The sequence below is a fragment of the Mucilaginibacter sp. GW821-FHT07G05 genome (assembly GCF_059418565.1).
Genome location: NZ_JBWKQC010000009.1, coordinates 201,265 through 219,294 on the forward strand (window position 1 = coordinate 201,265; position 18,030 = coordinate 219,294).

The 18,030-nt window shown below is 43.4% G+C and carries 22 protein-coding genes; 8 read left to right on the forward strand and 14 right to left on the reverse strand.

Features of this window, described 5'->3' with window-relative positions; genetic code table 11:
• Positions 1-15: 15 nt before the first annotated feature.
• Positions 16-318, reverse strand: coding sequence for a YMGG-like glycine zipper-containing protein (locus AC07NA_RS21065; protein WP_345213225.1), 303 nt, complete (start codon positions 316-318; stop codon positions 16-18).
• A 90-nt stretch (positions 319-408) separates the two neighbouring features.
• Positions 409-1,377, reverse strand: a complete 969-nt coding sequence (locus tag AC07NA_RS21070) for a GlxA family transcriptional regulator (RefSeq protein WP_494899524.1) — start codon at positions 1,375-1,377, stop codon at positions 409-411.
• 316 nt (positions 1,378-1,693) lie between these two features.
• On the opposite strand from AC07NA_RS21070, the gene AC07NA_RS21075 reads away from it, so the two are divergent.
• The 3 genes from AC07NA_RS21075 (at position 1,694) to AC07NA_RS21085 (ending at position 3,972) form a co-directional block, all read left to right on the forward strand.
• A complete protein-coding gene (locus tag AC07NA_RS21075) occupies positions 1,694-2,200 on the forward strand; it encodes an SRPBCC family protein (protein ID WP_494899525.1) in 507 nt (168 codons plus the stop codon).
• Entirely contained in the window at positions 2,200-2,628 is a 429-nt protein-coding gene (locus tag AC07NA_RS21080) for a nuclear transport factor 2 family protein (RefSeq protein ID WP_494899526.1), read from the forward strand. The genes AC07NA_RS21075 and AC07NA_RS21080 overlap by 1 nt, the downstream gene beginning before the upstream one ends.
• A gap of 114 nt (positions 2,629-2,742) precedes the next feature.
• Entirely contained in the window at positions 2,743-3,972 is a 1,230-nt protein-coding gene (locus AC07NA_RS21085; protein ID WP_494899527.1) for a multidrug effflux MFS transporter, read from the forward strand.
• 230 nt (positions 3,973-4,202) lie between these two features.
• Here the strand turns inward: AC07NA_RS21085 and AC07NA_RS21090 are convergent, their stop codons facing one another.
• A complete protein-coding gene (locus AC07NA_RS21090) occupies positions 4,203-4,604 on the reverse strand; it encodes a hypothetical protein (RefSeq protein WP_494899529.1) in 402 nt (133 codons plus the stop codon).
• Between the two features lie 250 nt (positions 4,605-4,854).
• On the opposite strand from AC07NA_RS21090, the gene AC07NA_RS21095 reads away from it, so the two are divergent.
• A complete protein-coding gene (locus tag AC07NA_RS21095) occupies positions 4,855-6,747 on the forward strand; it encodes an SPFH domain-containing protein (protein WP_494899531.1) in 1,893 nt (630 codons plus the stop codon).
• A 246-nt stretch (positions 6,748-6,993) separates the two neighbouring features.
• Here AC07NA_RS21095 and AC07NA_RS21100 read toward each other — a convergent pair whose 3' ends face one another.
• The 4 genes from AC07NA_RS21100 to AC07NA_RS21115 form a co-directional block, all read right to left on the reverse strand.
• Complete coding sequence (locus AC07NA_RS21100; RefSeq protein WP_494899533.1) at positions 6,994-7,479, reverse strand: hypothetical protein; 486 nt, start codon at positions 7,477-7,479, stop codon at positions 6,994-6,996.
• Complete coding sequence (locus AC07NA_RS21105; protein WP_494899534.1) at positions 7,463-7,954, reverse strand: sigma-70 RNA polymerase sigma factor region 4 domain-containing protein; 492 nt, start codon at positions 7,952-7,954, stop codon at positions 7,463-7,465. Before AC07NA_RS21105 ends, AC07NA_RS21100 begins: the two co-directional genes overlap by 17 nt.
• A gap of 108 nt (positions 7,955-8,062) precedes the next feature.
• Positions 8,063-8,917: a DUF6263 family protein gene (locus tag AC07NA_RS21110; protein WP_494899536.1), complete on the reverse strand. Its 855-nt coding sequence runs from the start codon at positions 8,915-8,917 to the stop codon at positions 8,063-8,065.
• A 158-nt stretch (positions 8,918-9,075) separates the two neighbouring features.
• Positions 9,076-9,555: a DUF4126 family protein gene (locus tag AC07NA_RS21115; protein ID WP_494899538.1), complete on the reverse strand. Its 480-nt coding sequence runs from the start codon at positions 9,553-9,555 to the stop codon at positions 9,076-9,078.
• Between the two features lie 346 nt (positions 9,556-9,901).
• On the opposite strand from AC07NA_RS21115, the gene AC07NA_RS21120 reads away from it, so the two are divergent.
• A complete protein-coding gene (locus AC07NA_RS21120; RefSeq protein WP_494899540.1) occupies positions 9,902-10,384 on the forward strand; it encodes a hypothetical protein in 483 nt (160 codons plus the stop codon).
• Between the two features lie 227 nt (positions 10,385-10,611).
• On the opposite strand, the gene AC07NA_RS21125 is transcribed toward AC07NA_RS21120, so the two are convergent.
• From AC07NA_RS21125 to AC07NA_RS21135, 3 genes are read right to left on the reverse strand one after another with little or no spacing between them, the layout of a single operon-like run.
• On the reverse strand, positions 10,612-11,607 hold the full coding sequence (locus tag AC07NA_RS21125; RefSeq protein ID WP_345213213.1) for an MlaD family protein: 996 nt from the start codon (positions 11,605-11,607) through the stop codon (positions 10,612-10,614).
• Between the two features lie 24 nt (positions 11,608-11,631).
• On the reverse strand, positions 11,632-12,405 hold the full coding sequence (locus AC07NA_RS21130) for an ABC transporter ATP-binding protein (protein WP_345213212.1): 774 nt from the start codon (positions 12,403-12,405) through the stop codon (positions 11,632-11,634).
• Between the two features lie 6 nt (positions 12,406-12,411).
• Positions 12,412-13,221 (reverse strand): MlaE family ABC transporter permease, encoded by an 810-nt coding sequence (locus AC07NA_RS21135; RefSeq protein WP_345213211.1) that lies wholly within the window; start codon positions 13,219-13,221, stop codon positions 12,412-12,414.
• 297 nt (positions 13,222-13,518) lie between these two features.
• Between AC07NA_RS21135 and AC07NA_RS21140 the strand changes: the two genes are divergently transcribed.
• The gene (locus AC07NA_RS21140) at positions 13,519-13,788 is read left to right on the forward strand and encodes a hypothetical protein (RefSeq protein WP_345213210.1); all 270 of its coding nucleotides are present in this window, start codon (positions 13,519-13,521) and stop codon (positions 13,786-13,788) included.
• A gap of 177 nt (positions 13,789-13,965) precedes the next feature.
• Here AC07NA_RS21140 and AC07NA_RS21145 read toward each other — a convergent pair whose 3' ends face one another.
• From AC07NA_RS21145 to AC07NA_RS21155, 3 genes are all read right to left on the reverse strand, one after another.
• Entirely contained in the window at positions 13,966-14,865 is a 900-nt protein-coding gene (locus AC07NA_RS21145; RefSeq protein WP_494899542.1) for a hypothetical protein, read from the reverse strand.
• Between the two features lie 134 nt (positions 14,866-14,999).
• Positions 15,000-15,185: a hypothetical protein gene (locus AC07NA_RS21150; RefSeq protein ID WP_345213208.1), complete on the reverse strand. Its 186-nt coding sequence runs from the start codon at positions 15,183-15,185 to the stop codon at positions 15,000-15,002.
• Positions 15,186-15,397: 212 nt separating this feature from the next.
• A complete protein-coding gene (locus AC07NA_RS21155) occupies positions 15,398-16,423 on the reverse strand; it encodes a fatty acid desaturase (protein WP_494899544.1) in 1,026 nt (341 codons plus the stop codon).
• 99 nt (positions 16,424-16,522) lie between these two features.
• Between AC07NA_RS21155 and AC07NA_RS21160 the strand changes: the two genes are divergently transcribed.
• A complete protein-coding gene (locus tag AC07NA_RS21160) occupies positions 16,523-16,933 on the forward strand; it encodes an EamA family transporter (protein ID WP_494899545.1) in 411 nt (136 codons plus the stop codon).
• Here the strand turns inward: AC07NA_RS21160 and AC07NA_RS21165 are convergent, their stop codons facing one another.
• Positions 16,934-17,581, reverse strand: coding sequence for a DUF47 domain-containing protein (locus AC07NA_RS21165; RefSeq protein WP_345213205.1), 648 nt, complete (start codon positions 17,579-17,581; stop codon positions 16,934-16,936).
• Between the two features lie 160 nt (positions 17,582-17,741).
• On the opposite strand from AC07NA_RS21165, the gene AC07NA_RS21170 reads away from it, so the two are divergent.
• Positions 17,742-18,002 carry a hypothetical protein gene (locus AC07NA_RS21170; RefSeq protein ID WP_345213204.1) on the forward strand — a complete coding sequence of 87 codons (261 nt, stop codon included), beginning with the start codon at positions 17,742-17,744 and terminating at the stop codon, positions 18,000-18,002.
• Positions 18,003-18,030 lie beyond the last annotated feature (28 nt).

Consider the following 18,030-nt stretch of genomic DNA (forward strand, 5'->3'; position numbering starts at 1 on the left):
CAAGCCACTTTATACTTAATTAACCTTTTTCTTTTTCTTCAAACTTCTGCGGTAAGCACGCTCTTTCTTTTCTTTGCTTAAGCGTTTTTCGTTACCTATTACATAACCGCCGCCGGCGCCAAGCGCGCCGCCAATTACGGCTCCTTTAACATCCTGGCCTATCAGGCCACCTGCTACCGCGCCGGCTGCGCCGCCAATGATGGCACCTTTACCTTGCTGACTAATACCTTTCTTCTTTTTTGTTTGGGCGTGGGCAAAATCACCTGCCGAAAGCAGGAATGTGATGATCAACCCGCCATATATTGCTAACTTTTTCATAGGTCATTATATTTAAAATGATAACTATGCAAATAGTAAGCCAATAATGATTTTTGGCGATTATTTTGTTGATATATAGCTGTTTGTAGGTTAGTTGTTGCTCGCCTGAAATTTATCCCTGTATTCTTTAGGGGTTAAACCAACACCTTTTTTAAACAACTGCCGGAACGATTTTAGGTCGTTATAACCGGAATTGAACATGATCTCGGTGATGCTTTGGTTGGTTTTTTCCAATAGCTTTTTAGCACCCTCAATGCGGGTACGTTGCAGGTATTCGATAGGGGTAATGCCGGTGGCATGTTTAAAACGGCGTACAAAATTGCGTCGGCTCGATGGTATGTCGCCCACGATCTCTTCAATGGTAGCCGACTGCGCATAGGCCGATTCCATGCGTTGCTGCACTGTCGCTACCAATGGGTCGTTATGGTTCTTCTCGGGTAAAAAGGTAGCGAAGTAATTCTGCCGGTCGCGGTCCATATCTATCGAAAACATTTTGGCAATTTGTACGGCAGCATCGCGCCCGCAATATTTCTCTACCAAATAAAGCAGCAGGTGAAAGGTGTTGGTGGCACCGCCGCTGGTATAAATGCCGTCATCGCAGGTAAGCACATCATCACCCTGCACCATAACATCAGGAAAGGCACGCGATAAATTACCCGTGGCCATTACGTGCGTAGTCGCTTTTTTGCCGTTAAGTAAGCCGGTTGCAGCCAGCAGGAACGCGCCGGTACAAAAACTTGCCGCTTCGGCGCCTTGCTTGCATTGTTGCTGTATCCAGGGGATAAAGGAATGGTTTGAGCTTACGGCCTCTTCCATGTCGGCCATAGAATTAAAGGCCGGTATCAGTATCACATCGGGCTTTTGGGCGTCGGCAGTGTTTACGGTTTGGTATTTCTCGTGTACCGTAATGGTGTCGCCATTGTTAAGCAGTTGAATACTGAAAGCCGGGGGCAGTTGTTTAATAGCGTTAAAATTATTAACGCTTTCAAAAATATCTAATATGGCCGCTACACTAATGGGACGGCTTTGGCGCGTATATAACAGTGCGAGGTTGATCATAGGTGGTTATAATTGTACTAAAAGTTAAAAAGGCCGCGTCATTGCGAGGAGGAACGACGAAGCAATCCCCGATTTACAGGGCCGCTCTGTATAGTTTGGAATTGCTTCGTGCCTCGCAATGACGTATTTTTTATAATGTTTTATTTAGAAACTCCTTCTTGATGAGATTCTAAGAAACTAAACTACAATATTTTGTCTTTTTTGCCCCCTTTTATTGACATTTTTTCACCGTGCGCAATCCGTTTAACCTGGCTAATTTTATATTATGCCGATGGTATGTGGTTTTACAGCGGCAATTAAACTTAAAAGGCACCGTATGTTATTTAATTTAAGTTATTTTCAATATACGCAAAACATGCCTATGGCGGCAATTACGCATCAGGTATGGATAAAAGCTTCTGCAAATAAGGTTTATGACGCTGTTACCCGGCAGGAGGGCCTGTCGCAATGGTGGATCAGGAAAACTACCGCCCGGCCCGAACTGGGTTACATCAACCTGTTTGATGAAGGTGCAAGCGGCGTAACCCCCATGAAGATCATCGAACTGACACCGAATGAATTTGTAGAGTGGCAATGCCTGCTACCCGATGATGAGTGGACCAACACCCGTATAAGTTTCGATATTCAGCAGAAAAAAGGCGCGGTTATACTTAACTTTAGCCATAGCTGTTGGCGGCAGCAAAGCGAATATTTTTCGGTATGCAATTTTCATTGGGCAAGGCATTTGCTCACCCTTAAAAGCTATTGCGAAACCGGTAAGGGACAACTGGATGTTACCCTAAAAGATAACTGGAAAGAATTAACACAAGCCATAACACAATAATGAAAAAACTGTCAATTATATTAATTGCCATGCTGATGCTATCGGCCTGCCGCAAATTTGAAAACAGCGCCCAAAACATCGCTATAGCAGAAGACATGTTTGAAGCCTTTAACCAGCACGACTGGAAAAAGATGGCAGCTTTTTATGCTGATACGGCCGAGTTTTTAGATCCGTCATTCGGAACAGAATATGTAAAGAAAACACCCGCCGAAACCGCTGCCAAGTATAAAGAGATGCAGCAAATGTTCCCGGATATTAAGGATGACGTTAAAAGCATCACCGCCACCGGCGACAGGGTAGTGGTGGAGTTTGTATCAGGCGGCAGCCTGCCCGATGGTAAAAAATGGCGGTTGCCCATTTGCACCGTGCTCACTATTACGAAAGGCAAAATTGTAAAAGACGCTACTTATTATGATAATTCGCACTAACAAAAATTGACAATACGCTTATACGAAGTGCAGCTATGTTGCAATAAAATAAGGCATCTTTGCAAAAGCTAAGCCGCCAATACCACCTGCCGCTGCAACAAAACAAAGTACTTTATGACTAAGCAACGATACATTTTCCTCATACTTATTTTAGGAACCCTAACAGCGTTAGGTCCGTTTTCAATTGATATGTATTTGCCGGGCTTTCCGGCCATTGCCGCTTACATGCACACAAGCGTGCCCGAGGTGGCATTATCCCTATCGAGTTTTTTTATCGGGCTTTCTGCCGGGCAACTGCTGTATGGCCCGCTGCTTGATAAATACGGCCGCAAAAAACCTCTATATTTCGGCTTAACTTTTTATGTGATCGCTTCGGTAGGCTGCGCGTTTGCGGGGTCGCTGCACGCGTTAATCCTGTTACGTTTTATACAGGCCATAGGCAGTTGCGCCGCCGCGGTAGCCTCTATGGCCATGGTACGCGATCTGTTCCCGGTAAAAGATAATGCTAAGGTATTCGCCTTGCTGATGCTGGTAGTAGGTGCTTCGCCTATGATAGCGCCTACTGTAGGTGGCTATGTTACGGCGGGTGCAGGCTGGCAATGGGTATTTATTATATTAGCTGTAATGGGCGCGTTGATATTACTGGCAGTGATATTTGCTTTGCCCGATAGTTATCAGCCCGATAAAAACCTGTCCTTAAAACCTATTCCCATTATTAACGGCTTTTGGGTTGTGTTAAAAGAACCTCAATTTTATACCTACGCCTTTACAGGAGCATTAGCTTTTTCAGGCTTGTTCGCTTATGTGGCGGGTTCGCCGATGGTGTTTATGGAGGTGTTTGGGGTAAGCAAGGAGAATTACGGATGGATTTTCGCAGGTTTGTCGGTAGGGTTTATCGGATCGAGCCAGGTGAACAGCCTGCTGCTCAAGAAATACCGCAGCGAGCAAATTGTAAAAGTATCGTTAAGCGCACAGGCTATTATCGCGGCATTGTTCTTCACAGGGGCATTGAATAATGTGTTCGGTTTGTATGGTACCGTAGCGATGATCTTCTTGTTTTTATGCTGTATCGGTATCACCAACCCTAACACAGCCGCCTTAACATTGGCACCCTTCGCTAAAAACGCGGGCACAGCATCATCATTAATGGGCGCGCTGCAATTAGGCATAGGCGCGCTGGTATCAACAGCCGTTGGTATGTTCGATTCCAAATCGGTACTGCCGCTGGCTATCGTAGTATTCGGTTCGTCATTGCTGGCCTTTGTGGTTTACTTCACCAGCCTCCGCATCAACCGCGACCGCTTCATAGCCGCTGATAATGAGGTGGTTGTTGTTGGGCATTAATTAGTTCATAGTCGATGGTCCATAGTCCATGGTCTATAGCCAATAGTATACAGCGTAATGTAATTTTATCTATGGACTATGAATCATCGACCATGATCTATAGCCAATAGTATACAGCGTAATGCAATTTTATCTATGGACTATGAGCCATCGACCATGATCTATAGCCAATAGTATACAGCGTAATGCAATCTTATCTATGGACCATCGACCATGGACTATGGTCTAAATTACTCTTTAACCGCTTCCACACGTGAGCCGTCGGCGCCTACGGTTTCGAAGATGATCTTTTTGTCGGTAAGTTCTGATACGTAGAAGGGGAATTGGCGCGATTGGCCGTTGTCGAATTCTTCGCGATAGCGTAAATTACTGGCTTCTATTTTATAGGTGCCGTGCGATAGTACTTCGCTGCCCCAAATTATTTTCAGTTTGTCATCACCCGAAAACTCAATATAGGGCTTGTTTTCATCCAGTTCGATGCTCGAAACCGTATCCGGCGGATTAGCATTTGGTTTAAAAACTTTGATGTATTTCCATTTTCCGCGCAGTTTTTCGGCATTTATGCCTCCGCCGCAGGCCGAAAGCAAAAAAACTAAGGCTCCAATAATTGCTAATATTATATTTTTAGGCATTTTTAATAATGTTATTTTGACAGGAAAATTATAAAAATATCCTGTTATTATTATTTAATTATTTTTTCGCCATCTCTTGCAAATCGTTTTAGTCTATGCAATATTTGGTGTGTAATATCATTGCAAAATGTAAACCAAAACACACCGAAAATCTAACCTGCTTTACAGCTAAGGTGCTCAAAATAAAGCTGTAAGTCTATTTTAAAGGCCCGTACCTTAAGGGCTTGGTATTTAAAAATCTCAACCAAAAATGTCTGATTTAAATTTTTACCTGTTATGGGTAGTGCCCCTTGTTGTGCTTATTATTTTGTACAAATTCGTATTAAGGGTCTTCTTCGGGATGGTGATCGTCCCCGACGACCGAATAGGGCTGGTCGTTAAAAAATTCACCTTATCATCAAGCAAGCGCCTGCCCGACGGCCGTATCATTGCCACCAACGGCGAAGCGGGTATGCAGGCCAAGGCCTTAGCGCCGGGTTTGTACTGGCGCATGTGGCCATGGCAGTATGCCATATTTATGCAGCCGTTCACCATTATTGAGCAAAACAAGCTCGGGTTGGTAAAGGCTAAGGATGGCGCTTCGCTGGATACCGGCCGGGTGCTGGGTAAACCGGTAGACTGCGATAAGTTTCAGGATGCCATTGCTTTTCTGGACAACAACGGGCAAAAGGGTCCGCAGGCGGCTTTTCTTACGCCGGGTAGCTACCGTATCAATACCTTTTTGTTCGAAATAGTTACCGTGCCTATCACCCAGATACAGGAGAACAAAGTAGGGGTGATCACTACACTGGATGGTGAACCGCTGGATAAAGGTGAAATTGCCGGTGAATCGGTAGCCGGGCATAAAAACTTTCAGGATCCGATAGCCTTTATCAATGCCGGTGGCCGTAAAGGTTTGCAGGAAGATGTGATACTGGCGGGTACCTATTACCTCAACCCCTGGTTTGTGCTGGTAGAACAGGTAGATATGATCTATATCCCGATTGGTTATGTGGGCGTGGTGAACTCCTTCGTTGGTCCGTTAGGTAAAGATACCAGCGGCGATAGCTTTAAGCACGGTAACATTGTAAAACGGAACGAAAAAGGGGTGTGGGAAGAACCGCTCGACCCGGGCAAGCACCCTGTAAACATCTATACCCACGCGGTAGAGATAGTGCCAACCACCAATATAGTGCTCAACTGGGCCGATAGCCGTACAGAAGCGCACGAGCTGGACAAGAACCTGAGTACTATTACTGTAAGGTCGTCTGATGGTTTTACCTTCAACTTGGATGTGTCGCAAATTATTCACGTACCCAGAAACGAAGCACCTAAAGTAATAGCCCGTTTCGGTAAAATGAAGAACCTGGTATCGCAGGTGCTGGAACCAACCATTGCCAACTACTTCCGTAACTCGGCGCAAAAGAGTGATGTGATAGGCTTTTTGGCCAACCGTATACAAAGGCAAAACGATGCTAAAGAACACATCAGCGCAGTGCTGGGCACGTACAACGTGGTAGGGGTGGATACCCTGATAGGTGACATTGTGCCGCCGGCCGCCCTGATGAAAACCCTTACCGATCGTAAAATTGCCGAACAGGAAAAGGTAACCTACGAAATACAGCGCCACGCGCAGATAGAACGTAAGGAGTTTGAGAGTGCCAAGGCCGGTGCCGATATGCAGCCGGAGGTGGTAAAATCAACCCGCCAGGTAGAGATCAATACACAAATGGCTGCTTCAAAAGTAGCATCAGCCAAAGGTGAGGCCGAATCAAAAACCATTAATGCCGAAGCGGATGCCAAAGTGAAAACGATTAACGCCAAAGCCGATGCTGAAGTGAAAACAGTGAATGCCACTGCCGATGCTAACGCCACCGTAGTGAATGGTGATGCCGAAGCCGGGAAGATAAAAGCCATTGGTTTGGCCGAGGCCGAAGTAACCAAACAGAAAACCGAAGCCATGGGTACCGAACAATATGCCATAGTACGTGTAGCCGAAGCATTAGCCAGCAACAACATTAAACTGGTGCCTGAAATACTGGTGAGCGGTAAAGATGGCGGTTCGGGCGGAATGATAGATGCTTTGATAGGCAGTGATATGCTGAAGAAGCTGCAACGCGAAAACGCTAAAAGTGCAAATAACGATACCTCGCACAACGAGTAATCACAGATGTTGGGAAGACTACTTATCATCTCGACCATAGGGAGAGATCTTCTTCGCCATGCATCTCTGCTACTTGCTTGGAGCAGAAGATTTCTCCTCGTTCCTCGTTCGAAATGACAAAAATTGATCTTCTCCAATACCTCGCATAGCGAGTAATAAGCTTAATACCTAAACCCTTATCAACAAGAATAGCGCATCGTAATGGTGCGCTATTTCTTGTTTTATGCTTTTGAGAGAGGAGAGGGCTTACTTTTTCAGCTGCTTCATCTCTGTTTTTAGCTCTAATAATTGCTCCTGCATTTGCCTGTTCTCCAGGTAATAATATATCGCGAAGCCTAAAAATATTTTACCCAGCACAAACACTGCCGCGAAAACCCAGCGCCATACCTTATGTATGCGCATGTGGCTCGATTCCGATTCCACGTTAATGTAATCAGGCGTCGTCGGTGGGGTTTGCGTATTGTCGTTATAACGTTCGCGATAGATGGCCGGTTCGGTAGGCTGGCGCAAGCTGATCTCTTCAATTTGTTTTTCTATTTTGCTCCAGGTGCCGGGAGGCGGTAGTAGGGCGCCTGCTTCGGCAATACGCTCCATATCTATCTCCAGCTGTTCTAAGGCCGAACGTATTTCGGGATGCTGCTCTTTCATGTACAGCACTTCCCTGGCTTCTTCTTCAGAAGCGCAACCTAACACGTAGGTTTCAAGTATTCCGCTGTTAATGTATTCCTGCATGATCACGATTGTTCCTGATAATGATAAACGCTTCTTTTAATAGTCTTCTTACACCTTCTTCATTGGTGTTCAGTTCGGCAGCAATGGTAGCTGTGTTTTTACCCTGATAATGTATACCGCAAAAAACAAGCTGCTGTTCGGCAGTCATGAGGTCGGTATATTTATTAGGCCTTGCCGATGTGCGCGGCCTGCCATCCTCGCAATCTTCAACGGTTTTAAAATAGCCCGAAAGGCGCTTTTTTGCCATTAACTGAAGCTTGCAATAAGCATTGGTGCCATGCTCCGAAAACTCGTGCAGTACAGCGGGCACATCATTAAAAACGTCTATCAGGTATTTTTCGGCCTGTTGCTCGTCCTTCACTACGTCAAAAATGTAACCCAGTAACATGGCCCCGTACTTATTGTACAAGGTATGTATGGTTTGCAAATTAAACTGCGCAGCGGTCTCTTTATTATATTGTAGCCGGGTGTTCAAAAATTTTATTAGCTAAAGGGGTCAAATTGTTATTTCAAATATATCAATTATTTGCAATGGCTAAAATCTTTTCAGAAAGTGAACAAAGCGTACAAACGCTAAAAACGGCTATTTATCAGTAATGGTCATGTTGGTATTCATGGTCATCGGTATGGTCATTCCGCCCGGTATTTGTGGGTTGTCTTGTATTTCGTTATTGCCTTTTATATTCTGTACAACGTGCGCTTCAGTTATCCAGCCCGTTTTTTTATCGGCCTTAATTTCTGTAAGGTTGGTACCCGCCATGTTATACTTTATCAGGAAACCGTTTACGGTAGCAGCCGGCGTTTTAGGGTCGGTTTTAATAGTAGCATCACCGGCAATAAGGTAGTACTGGTCGGTAACATCCTTTAGCGTATAGGTGGTATGCACATCGGCTACCATGGTTGATTTTAGCTTGGTATCAATTACCCATTTAGCATCCTTAGCTACCTTAGCACCCGGGAAAATAGTGAGGTACACCTCCATGCTTGTACGGAAAGCCTCCGTACCGAACGAGTTGCTCATCTGGCTTTTCATCTGCGCTCTTTGGGCGTCGTTCAGTTTGCTGCCCATGCCGGCTATCAGGCCGTCAATCATTTTCTCAACACCATCTACTTGCGATATTTTGCCGGTTTTTGACATGGTGAGTTTGAAAGGCTTGTTTTTAAGTTTCGACATTAATAAGCCGAATATATTGCTGCTGTCGATCTTTTCTGAACTTGATGACAGTTCGCCGTTAGGCATTTTCATGGTAAAACCCAGGCTATCGTATTGGGCTGTCATATCATACAAACTATCTCTTATACCGATCACTTTGTACGACATTTTGCCGGTAATGGTCATGCTGATATCCAAAGGCTGGTCATTGATCATTTGGTTGATCACTGTGTTGGCTTTGCTGATGGTACTGTAAGTTTCGCCTTTTTTAAGATTTAAGCTCAAATTATACTTTTGCGCACGTGATATAAACGCTGAGGAAATAAGAATAAGGAGAAGTAAATATTTTTTCATAAACTATAAAGATATACTTAGCACCCTTTTTTTATGGATGGGGTAAGCTAAATATATCAATTATAATCGATTGTTTGTACAAATTATTGCTATTTGCTTAAAAGGGCAATGCCGCTGCCAATAGCGATAACATCTTCAACAGCACCGGTAACGGCATCTTTTACATGGGGAAGTTTATCGATATACCTGCGCAGGTAAAAAGCGGCGAAACTGGCCGCCAGTGCTGATGCCCCGCCTACAAGCGCGCCGGTAAGCAAACTTTGTTTATTGGCTTTGTAAATGGTAGCCCCAACAAACATGCCCGAACCTATACGCCCAAGGATTTGCGGAAAAGCGATTCTGTCGGGAGTGGTGGGTAGCTTATCGCCCACAATTTCACCGGCCGATAATACTTTGGTTATAATAGCCGCCACGGGCGATTGTATAAAGCTCAATTTCGAGTTAGATATGACAGCATTTGGGTGCCTGCTTAAGTAATGGCTGGCTATTGCCGGTGCAAACGTGGTACGTAAACCGGCTACCGCCCCAAGCCCCGCGGCTTGTATTATATATTTATTGTTGCTGCTCATGATGCATTGTTTGCATTAACAACATTAGCCGCTGATGATAGTTTGTTGATAGTTTTATTAATTGTGTGAAAATAATTTATACCAATGATTAAATAAGCGTGAAGTATGTGAAATTTTTGTAGTTTTTTGTGAACAAAATGAACAAGTGTACCAAATGCTAAACCATTTTACTAATAGATGTTTAAACATTGGTTAAATATATTAAGTCTCATTCTTGTTACATTAGTATTATCCTAAAACCTTTCGGAATATTTTGCCAATATGCCAAGGTTTGGGCAAGTTTATTAATTGCAGCGATAGTTTTTTGGTTCTATATTTGGCACTAAGCATAAAAAAGATATTGCTTATGGAACCGAATCTTATTTTTAATAAATATAAAAACTGCATCCTTAATGCTAATGGTGCATTTGGTTATTATGAAAAATATCGTCACTGCTTCTCCATCCGCTCGGTGGATGAAGAGATGCAGTTAACTTATCGCAAAATCAGCATTACTTATACCAAGCTGTTACAAATGGTTAAAACCGGCAAGCTAAACAACAACGTTACCGAAGCCGAATTTACCCGCATGATTGATGAGAACGAAAAATTGCTTAAAGAGAAAAGCATATTTTTTATGAAAGTCATCTCCTTTTTAGAGAAGAATGAAAAGCTGATCATCATCACCCTGGGGCGTATCACTAATTTGAAAGCTATCGAAACAGATCTTGATAATTTGGATACTAACTTAACCTATGCCAACAAGCTGGTACGCCGCATGGAAAACATGCTGAAGGCATCGCAGCAAATATATCGCCAGCACGAGTACCAGTCGCTTAAAATAGCTTAATTGACTCACCCCGACTACGCTGAGCTGGTCGACCCTCTCTGCGAAAGCGCAAAGAGGGTGAAGGAAAAAAAGTTGAAAGATTAGAAAATCCTTCTTTGCGTAGCAGAGAAGGTGGTCGGGCGAAGCTAAGACCGGATGAGTAATCTGCAACCAATCCAATAACAGCAAAGGCCATCTCAATTGAGGTGGCCTTTGTTGTTTACTTTTATATCAGGATAAATAAATCCTTATTGCTTGTTGGCTTTTTTGATACTGTCGGCTTTAGCCTTTTCTTTTTTCTTGAAGAAGCCCCTTAAAAAGAAGTTGTGCTGTACGGCTTCCAAATCATCATTTAACTTAACCGAACTTAACTGTAAATAGTTAATACTGGTTTGTACCTGTGTGGCCGCTTTACGGTCGTTTAATAAAATACCTAACACGTTATCGGTACCGTTCAGCTTGTTGCTTGCTTTGGTAAGGTTATCGGTAAAAGTATTGGTATTGGCCGCTGCCTGTTGCAATTGCGCAACCGATGCCCTTATACGGTTAAAGGTTGATGTATCGGTAAGCAGGTTATCGGCCAGGCCGCCCTTGGTATTCATTTTTTGGCTGAAATGATCCAGCTGAACCGCCATCCGCGAAGCGCTTTCAGTTGTGGTTTGTAAGTTACGCATGGCGTTACGCAGGTTAATAGCCATGGTGCTATCGGCCAGTAAAGCGCCAACGGTACCTTTACCTTGTAATATCTGGCTGCTCAATTGCTTAAAATCTTTGGTGATGGCCAGCAGGTTTTGGTTATTCTCTTGCAGGGTTTTCAGCATATCATCGGTTGATAGCATTTTTTCTGATTGCAATACATCGCCGTTCTCAATTACAGGGGCCTGCGGACTGCCGCCATCAATCACGATGATCTTGTTACCGATCAATCCGTCAGAACCTATCTTGGCCGAAGCGTTGCGGTGGATGTAAGGTTTTACGGCTTCATCAATATTCATCACCACATCTACCTGCGAAACACCGGTAAAGCTTATCTCTTTAATGGTACCTATCTTAACGCCCGAAAACCAGATAGCGCCGCCCTTTTTTAAACCGGCAACATCATCAAAGCGTGAGCTTACGTGGATTGATTTTACGAAGCTTTTTTGCGAACTGCCCAGAGTTAGCACCCCCACCACGAATATAACGAGGCCTATGGCAACAAAAATACCTACTATAATTGCTTTCTTATTTTCTGTAGTATCCATATATATGGTATATGTTTTTCTTTTCTATTGTATAAAATTGTAATCGTAAAATGGTTTTACCCTTTCGTCGCTGGTGGCAAAAACCTCATTAAAGTTACCCACCCGCTGAAATTGCCCGTCGAGCAACATGGCAATACGGTCGCCGGTCATTTTAGCGCAGGTAAGATCGTGCGTAATAATGATTGACGATGTATGGTAACGCTGCTGTACCTCGTTGATCAGTTCGTTGATCTCGATACAGGTAATAGGGTCGAGGCCGGCTGTTGGTTCATCATACAGCATGATCTCGGGGTTAAGTATCAAGGTACGGGCTATACCTATACGCTTGCGCTGACCGCCTGATAACTCCGAAGGCATCTGGTTAATAGTTTGCGAAAGGCTAACGGCATCAAGCACGCTCTCTACCGATTGATCTATCTCTTTACGGGTGATGCCCTTTTTATTACGTACCAGCGGGAACTCCAGGTTCTTGCGCACGGTCATACTATCATACAGCGCGCTGTTTTGAAACGAGAAACCTATTCTGATGCGTAGCTCCTGTAAGGAGCGGGTATCAAGCGTGAGTACATCGTTACCTAATACATCGATTGATCCGCTGTCGGGGTATAGTAAGCCTGATATCAATTTGATCAATACCGATTTACCGGTACCCGAACGGCCAAGCACCACCAGGTTTTCGCCCTGAAAAAGGTCAAGATCGATGCCCCGCAGTACATGATAGTCACCAAAGGATTTCTCCAGGTTCCTGATCGATATTACCGGGTTATCATAATTAATTTGTGCTTTTGCTTTCTCCATAAATAATTATCTGAACCAGCCGGCTATTTGTACAATAAGTACTTCTTCAATAAATACCAAAAACATGGCTATTACCACCGCGTTATTAGCCGCTTTACCCACACCCTCGGTACCCTTGCTTGAGTTATAACCCTGGTAGCAACCTACCATACCCACAGTAAAGCCAAACACAATGGCCTTTACCAATGAGGCGTTTATATCTATAAAGTTAATAGGCTCAAAGGCCGATTCCATAAATTCGCTGAAACTGGTACCCTCGTTTTGCGATACGTTGAGGTAGCCGCCCAACAGGGCTATCAAAGCCGAATAAGTGGCCAGCAAAGGCACGGTGAACGTAGTGGCTATAACCCTGGTACAAACCAAATATTTAAAGGGTTTGGTACCTGATACTTCCATGGCGTCAATTTGTTCGGTAACACGCATGGAGCCCAATTCGGCACCGATACTTGAACCTACCTTACCTGATGCTATAATAGCGGTAACCAACGGGGCCAACGCTTTCATTACCGCTATGGAAACCAGCGACGGCAGCCACGAGTTTGCACCAAAGTTGGTTAACGACGGGCGCGACTGCTTGGTGAAAATAACCCCGATAATAAAACCTGTTAACGAAATAAGGGTTAGCGAACGCACACCTACCTCAAAACACTGGCGTATTATTTCTTTAAACTCATAAGGGGGTACAAATGCTTCTTTAAAAAAACGTACTACAAATTTACTTACATCGTACAGGTTAACAAAAAAACCGGTTACGCGTGTTTTTAGCTTGGAGTTCCGCTTTTGTACCGGCGGGGGAGTATTACTTACTGTATCCATTTAATGCGGCAAATGTATCACTTAAACTAAACATTGATACCCGTTACTTTACAATTTGAAATGTATCTTGTTTTTTTAAGCTGCTATTTATATAAATATTAAATAACCATGACATAAAATAAGCTGTACGGGCACCTTTATTCGCGCAGGCGAACGCTTAGTGCAGTAACATTGTTACAATTGTTGGCAAGTTAGTATAAAATAAGCAGGCGGTCATTTTATACATTTTATCAAAGTGTTAAAAAAATAAAACTTTATAGCTTATCATAGGGTTTACTAAACATTATATAAACAATTATGGGCGCTTATAAACAGAAATGGCTTGATATTTTAAACCGGGCAAATTTGCAGGGATGGAAGGTAACTGACGTTGCCGAGGGTATATTGATTGAGATGCCCAACATTACCGATCTTAAACTGATAAAAGACAATGTGCCATCAACCATAGCCGCGCTAACGCTTGATATCCACGCGGCCAAAGAGCGCTTGAAGTTTATATTTCATAATGGGCACGAAAACTTCGAATACATACTAAACCCCAACGAGGGCGACCTGACACGTAACTAAGTTATTTGAGAATAGCATTTACTATTTACTAAAGTTTTTTACCGCAGAGATAGCAGAGGCTTCCGCTGAGGACGGGGAGTTTTTCTTTTATACACACAATAAAAATACTCCCCGTAACTCCGTGTTTTTTATCTCAGTGTTCTCTGCGGTAAAAATAAACTTTGTAGTTAAAAGAGATTAATTAAGCGGTGTTTTATACTTGTATATCGGTGAAAATACACCTTCGCTGGTAGTATAATAGCTGCTGCCATCCAACGTGAAGCCTATGGCTTCGCCTTGTCTTTCGGCCTGGTAGGCGGGTTCAAGGGGTTTGCTTTTCAGCGCCTGCCATATCGCTTCGCCGGGTTTGCGGTGCCAGTAGTATACCTTTTCATAGCTTTTTAAAAGTATCTTTTGTCCATCCTTTGAGATACTGCCCGCGGTGATCCATTTAAATGGTTTTAAACCGGGGAAGAACAGCGTAGCCTTTTTATGCAGCACCACACTATCGTGAGTTTTGAAACTTAAGGGAGTGCTGTAAACGCTTACGCTATCATGGCGTTTGCTTACAATGTATAATAGCTTATCAACAGGATCAACCATCATGGCCTCGGCATCTTTAGGCCCATCGGGATAGGTTAAGTGCAGGGTGGTAGCCTGGGTATGTACTTCGGGTGTGGTAGCAAAAGTAGGTAGTTCCAGAATACGGTAAACCGAAATTTGGCTGCGTGTGCCGCCGTTATCACCTATATCGCCCAGGTAAATATAGTTTTTGCCTTTTACAGGACCTGGACCAGTGGCTATGTCTTCACAATCGTGCACAACGCCTTTGCTCCAGGTAAAGTTAATGGTTGACTTGAGTTCGCCTGTGGGCGTAATAGCAAAAAAGCGACTGGTATCGCCGCTATCATTATGTATATAAAAAATATCTTTACTAATGCCCGATGCCGTGATGCCCGAAATTTCGGCCGTATGTTTGCTTTGCAGGCGGCCCGTCAGCTCAAACTTGCTCACATCATATCGATGCTTGGCATAGGCGCCTACAAATACAGTAAGCACTACGGGCAACAATACTCTGAGTTTTTTACGTCTGCTCAATTCTTTTCTTAATTCTGTAACATTCAAAGCCTGCTTTATTGTTAAGTTGTAACTAAAAGTTGTGTTCTGTTACAAATCTAACAACCAAAAGCTTGGTTTATTGCATGTTGATGTGTGAAATGCTGAATATGATACTAATTTGTTCGTTGGTTGTAAGGGATATTTTGCATGCTGCCTAAGCCTTCGGGTATGCGCATTCCCTGGTGCTTAACCAGTACAAACTGGCCCTTTTGTCCGCTGATGCTGATCTTAACAAGATAAACCAGCCAGTTTACTCCGAGGTAATCTCTTACCTCTAAGTGTGTAACTATTTTGTTCATATTCAGGTGATTAATGTGGTAAAAATGTCCGGTAAATATAACCAAACACCTAAAAGTTGTAGCGTGGCGGGAGGTACATTCTGCTACACGTTATTTTGCACAAAATGATACAAAATGCCCCTGTTAGTTGTGACTTTGTACATTAATTGCGCCAAAAGGTGAGTATATTGCAAAAAAAAGACCCGCTGCGTAATGCAGCGGGTCTTTTTGTTTTATTGTACAGCGCTTGGCTGTTCCGGGGTTATCTTCATTTCCATATCCGGGCGTGAAATATCTTTCAAAGGCACTTTACCACGATCCTTTCTCAATATCCTGTTGAACAGGGAAATTTCGCGGTCGAACAAAAACCTGAAGAACAACGCGGTCCATGAGGTATGGTAGTGCAGTGTTTCGTAATATTCAGGGGCTGCCTTTTTTATCTGCGGCAGCTTGTTCCATGGTATCGACGGAAAATCGTGGTGCTCATTGTGAAAGCCTACGTTAAATGCTACTGCATTAAGTTTACCATAGTAGCTGTAAGTTTCCTGCTCTTCGGTATGGGTAAGATAATGCTCCTGTATCCAGCGGGCACCCAGCGGATGCAAGCCTACCGAAAACATAAAGCTTAAAAATAAATAGCCAACGGCTGCGCCACTCATAAAGTACCATATAGCAGCGGTAAAAGCTATCTGTACGGCTACGTTAGCCACAATCCAGATATCAAAGTTTTGTATCTCGCGTAAACGTGAAAGGCGGAACAATTGAAATACCGGGTAAAACAGCAACCACATGGCTTTACCTAAAAATGAGTTGTTGATCAGTTTTGCTTCCCAACGGTTAGGCAAATCGGCATCAAGCTCATGGATACCCTGAAACGAGTGGTGTTTAATATGATAACGCTCAAACGATATGGAGCTCGGAAATATTTGCGGCATATTGGCAAACATACCTGCCCACCTGTTGGCGGCACGGCCTTTAAATAACAATTGGTGCGCGCACTCATGTATCATTACAAATAAGGCGTGATCAGCAAACGCGCCCAATAAGTAAGCGCCTATGGCTATTGCCCACCAAGCCTGATCGCGAAGCAACCAGGCCATAACTACCTGGAAAAGTACCAGGCCTGTTATCGCAAAAATGGTCATGGGGTTTTTGCCTATCAGGTTCCGTAAATGCGGAAATTCCTTTAATATTTTCTTTGTCCGGATGCGGTGTGGCTCAGAATATTCTGAGTAAACGAAGTCGGTTTTTTTGGTCATATATTTGTAAATATATAAATAACGTCTCAAAATCCTATTTATTAGAATTTTTTTAAAAAACTTTATTAACTTTTAAATAACAATTAATCATTCATAAAAATGTGGTGGATATACGCTTTGCTTTCGGCCGTGTTTGCGGCATTAACCGCTATTTTCGCCAAAATTGGCATCAAAAATGTGGACACCGATTTGGCTACAGGCATACGTACCGTAGTAATAATGCTGCTGGCCTGGGCAATTGTATTTGTGAAAGGCAGTAGCCATGGTATAACAGCGCTAAGTAAAACCAATTGGTTGTTTTTGCTGCTATCGGGTTGTGCTACCGGTTTATCGTGGATATTTTATTTTAAGGCTTTGCAGCTGGGCAAAGTATCGCAAGTGGCACCGGTTGATAAATTGAGCGTGGCCATAGCCATTGTACTCAGCATTATCTTTTTGGGTGAGCAGCTTACCCTTAAAACGGGGATAGGCGCGGCACTAATTATTGCCGGCACCTTTGTGTTGATATAATTAGCTGTTTTTAAGCAGTATGGTTTCTATTACAACGGTAGCATCCTCGCAGCTATCTGTAACGGTTTCCATGGCTATCAGTATCTCTTTGTATTTTATCAGCTGTATGGCATCCTTTTCGGTATCGTTAAGGTAAGCCAGGGCATCGTTGTAAATTAAATCGGCATGGTATTCGGCCAGTTTAATTTTATCGCAAAGGGCTATTATAGCTTCAGGGTGCGATAGGTTGTTTAATGCCCTTACCGCATTGTCCAGTTCGCGGGTGGTTTCAATAATAGCACCGGCCAGTTTAACAATAGGTTCAGATATATAATCAATGTTATACAAGTTCAGCTTGCGCGATACGGTATTGATACGGCCTGCAACATCATCAATAGCTGTTGAGAGGTTACACATATCGTTACGTTCAAAAGGAGAAACAAGCGCCTTGCCCGATTCGGCAAATACCTTGTGGGTAATATCATAAACATTTTGTTTAAGCTTGGTGATCTCATCGTACGCCACTTTTGGCTGATCGGCCGATGGGTTATTGATCACCTGTGACAAGAGCTTTGCCATCTCAACCATATCTGCCGAAGCAGCGTTGAAAAGATCGAAAAAGATCTTGTTGTAATTAGGCATAATGCCTGCAAGAAGTGCGGTAAACATAATGTTGCGCTTTTTTGCGTAAAGGTAGGCATGATATGTTAACAGTTGTTTAAGTAATTGTTACCTAAATGCCATTTAAGTTAATTCCATGTTAATTAAATGTAAACCATTTACGAAAGGGTAATTAAACTAAGCCTGTTAATAGCAATATCTTTGCGCCATGCCTAAACAAAGGTTACCCGCTTACGCTATAGTTGAACTATTGATCCGTCTTGCACATCTTAATCCTAACATCGGCGACTATAAAGGTCATGCTGTACATAGTGGTTATACGCTGGTTAAAACTACCGGCGGCGTTGTGCGTATTTTAATACCGCTTGTTACCAAGCAGTTTGAAGCCCCCGAAACCATAACTTATGATGACCTGGCCCTCACGGCAGATTCTTTCAGGCCATTGCGCCCGCGGGGCAAACCATTTTAGCCCAAACGTGTTGATATGTTTATATGCT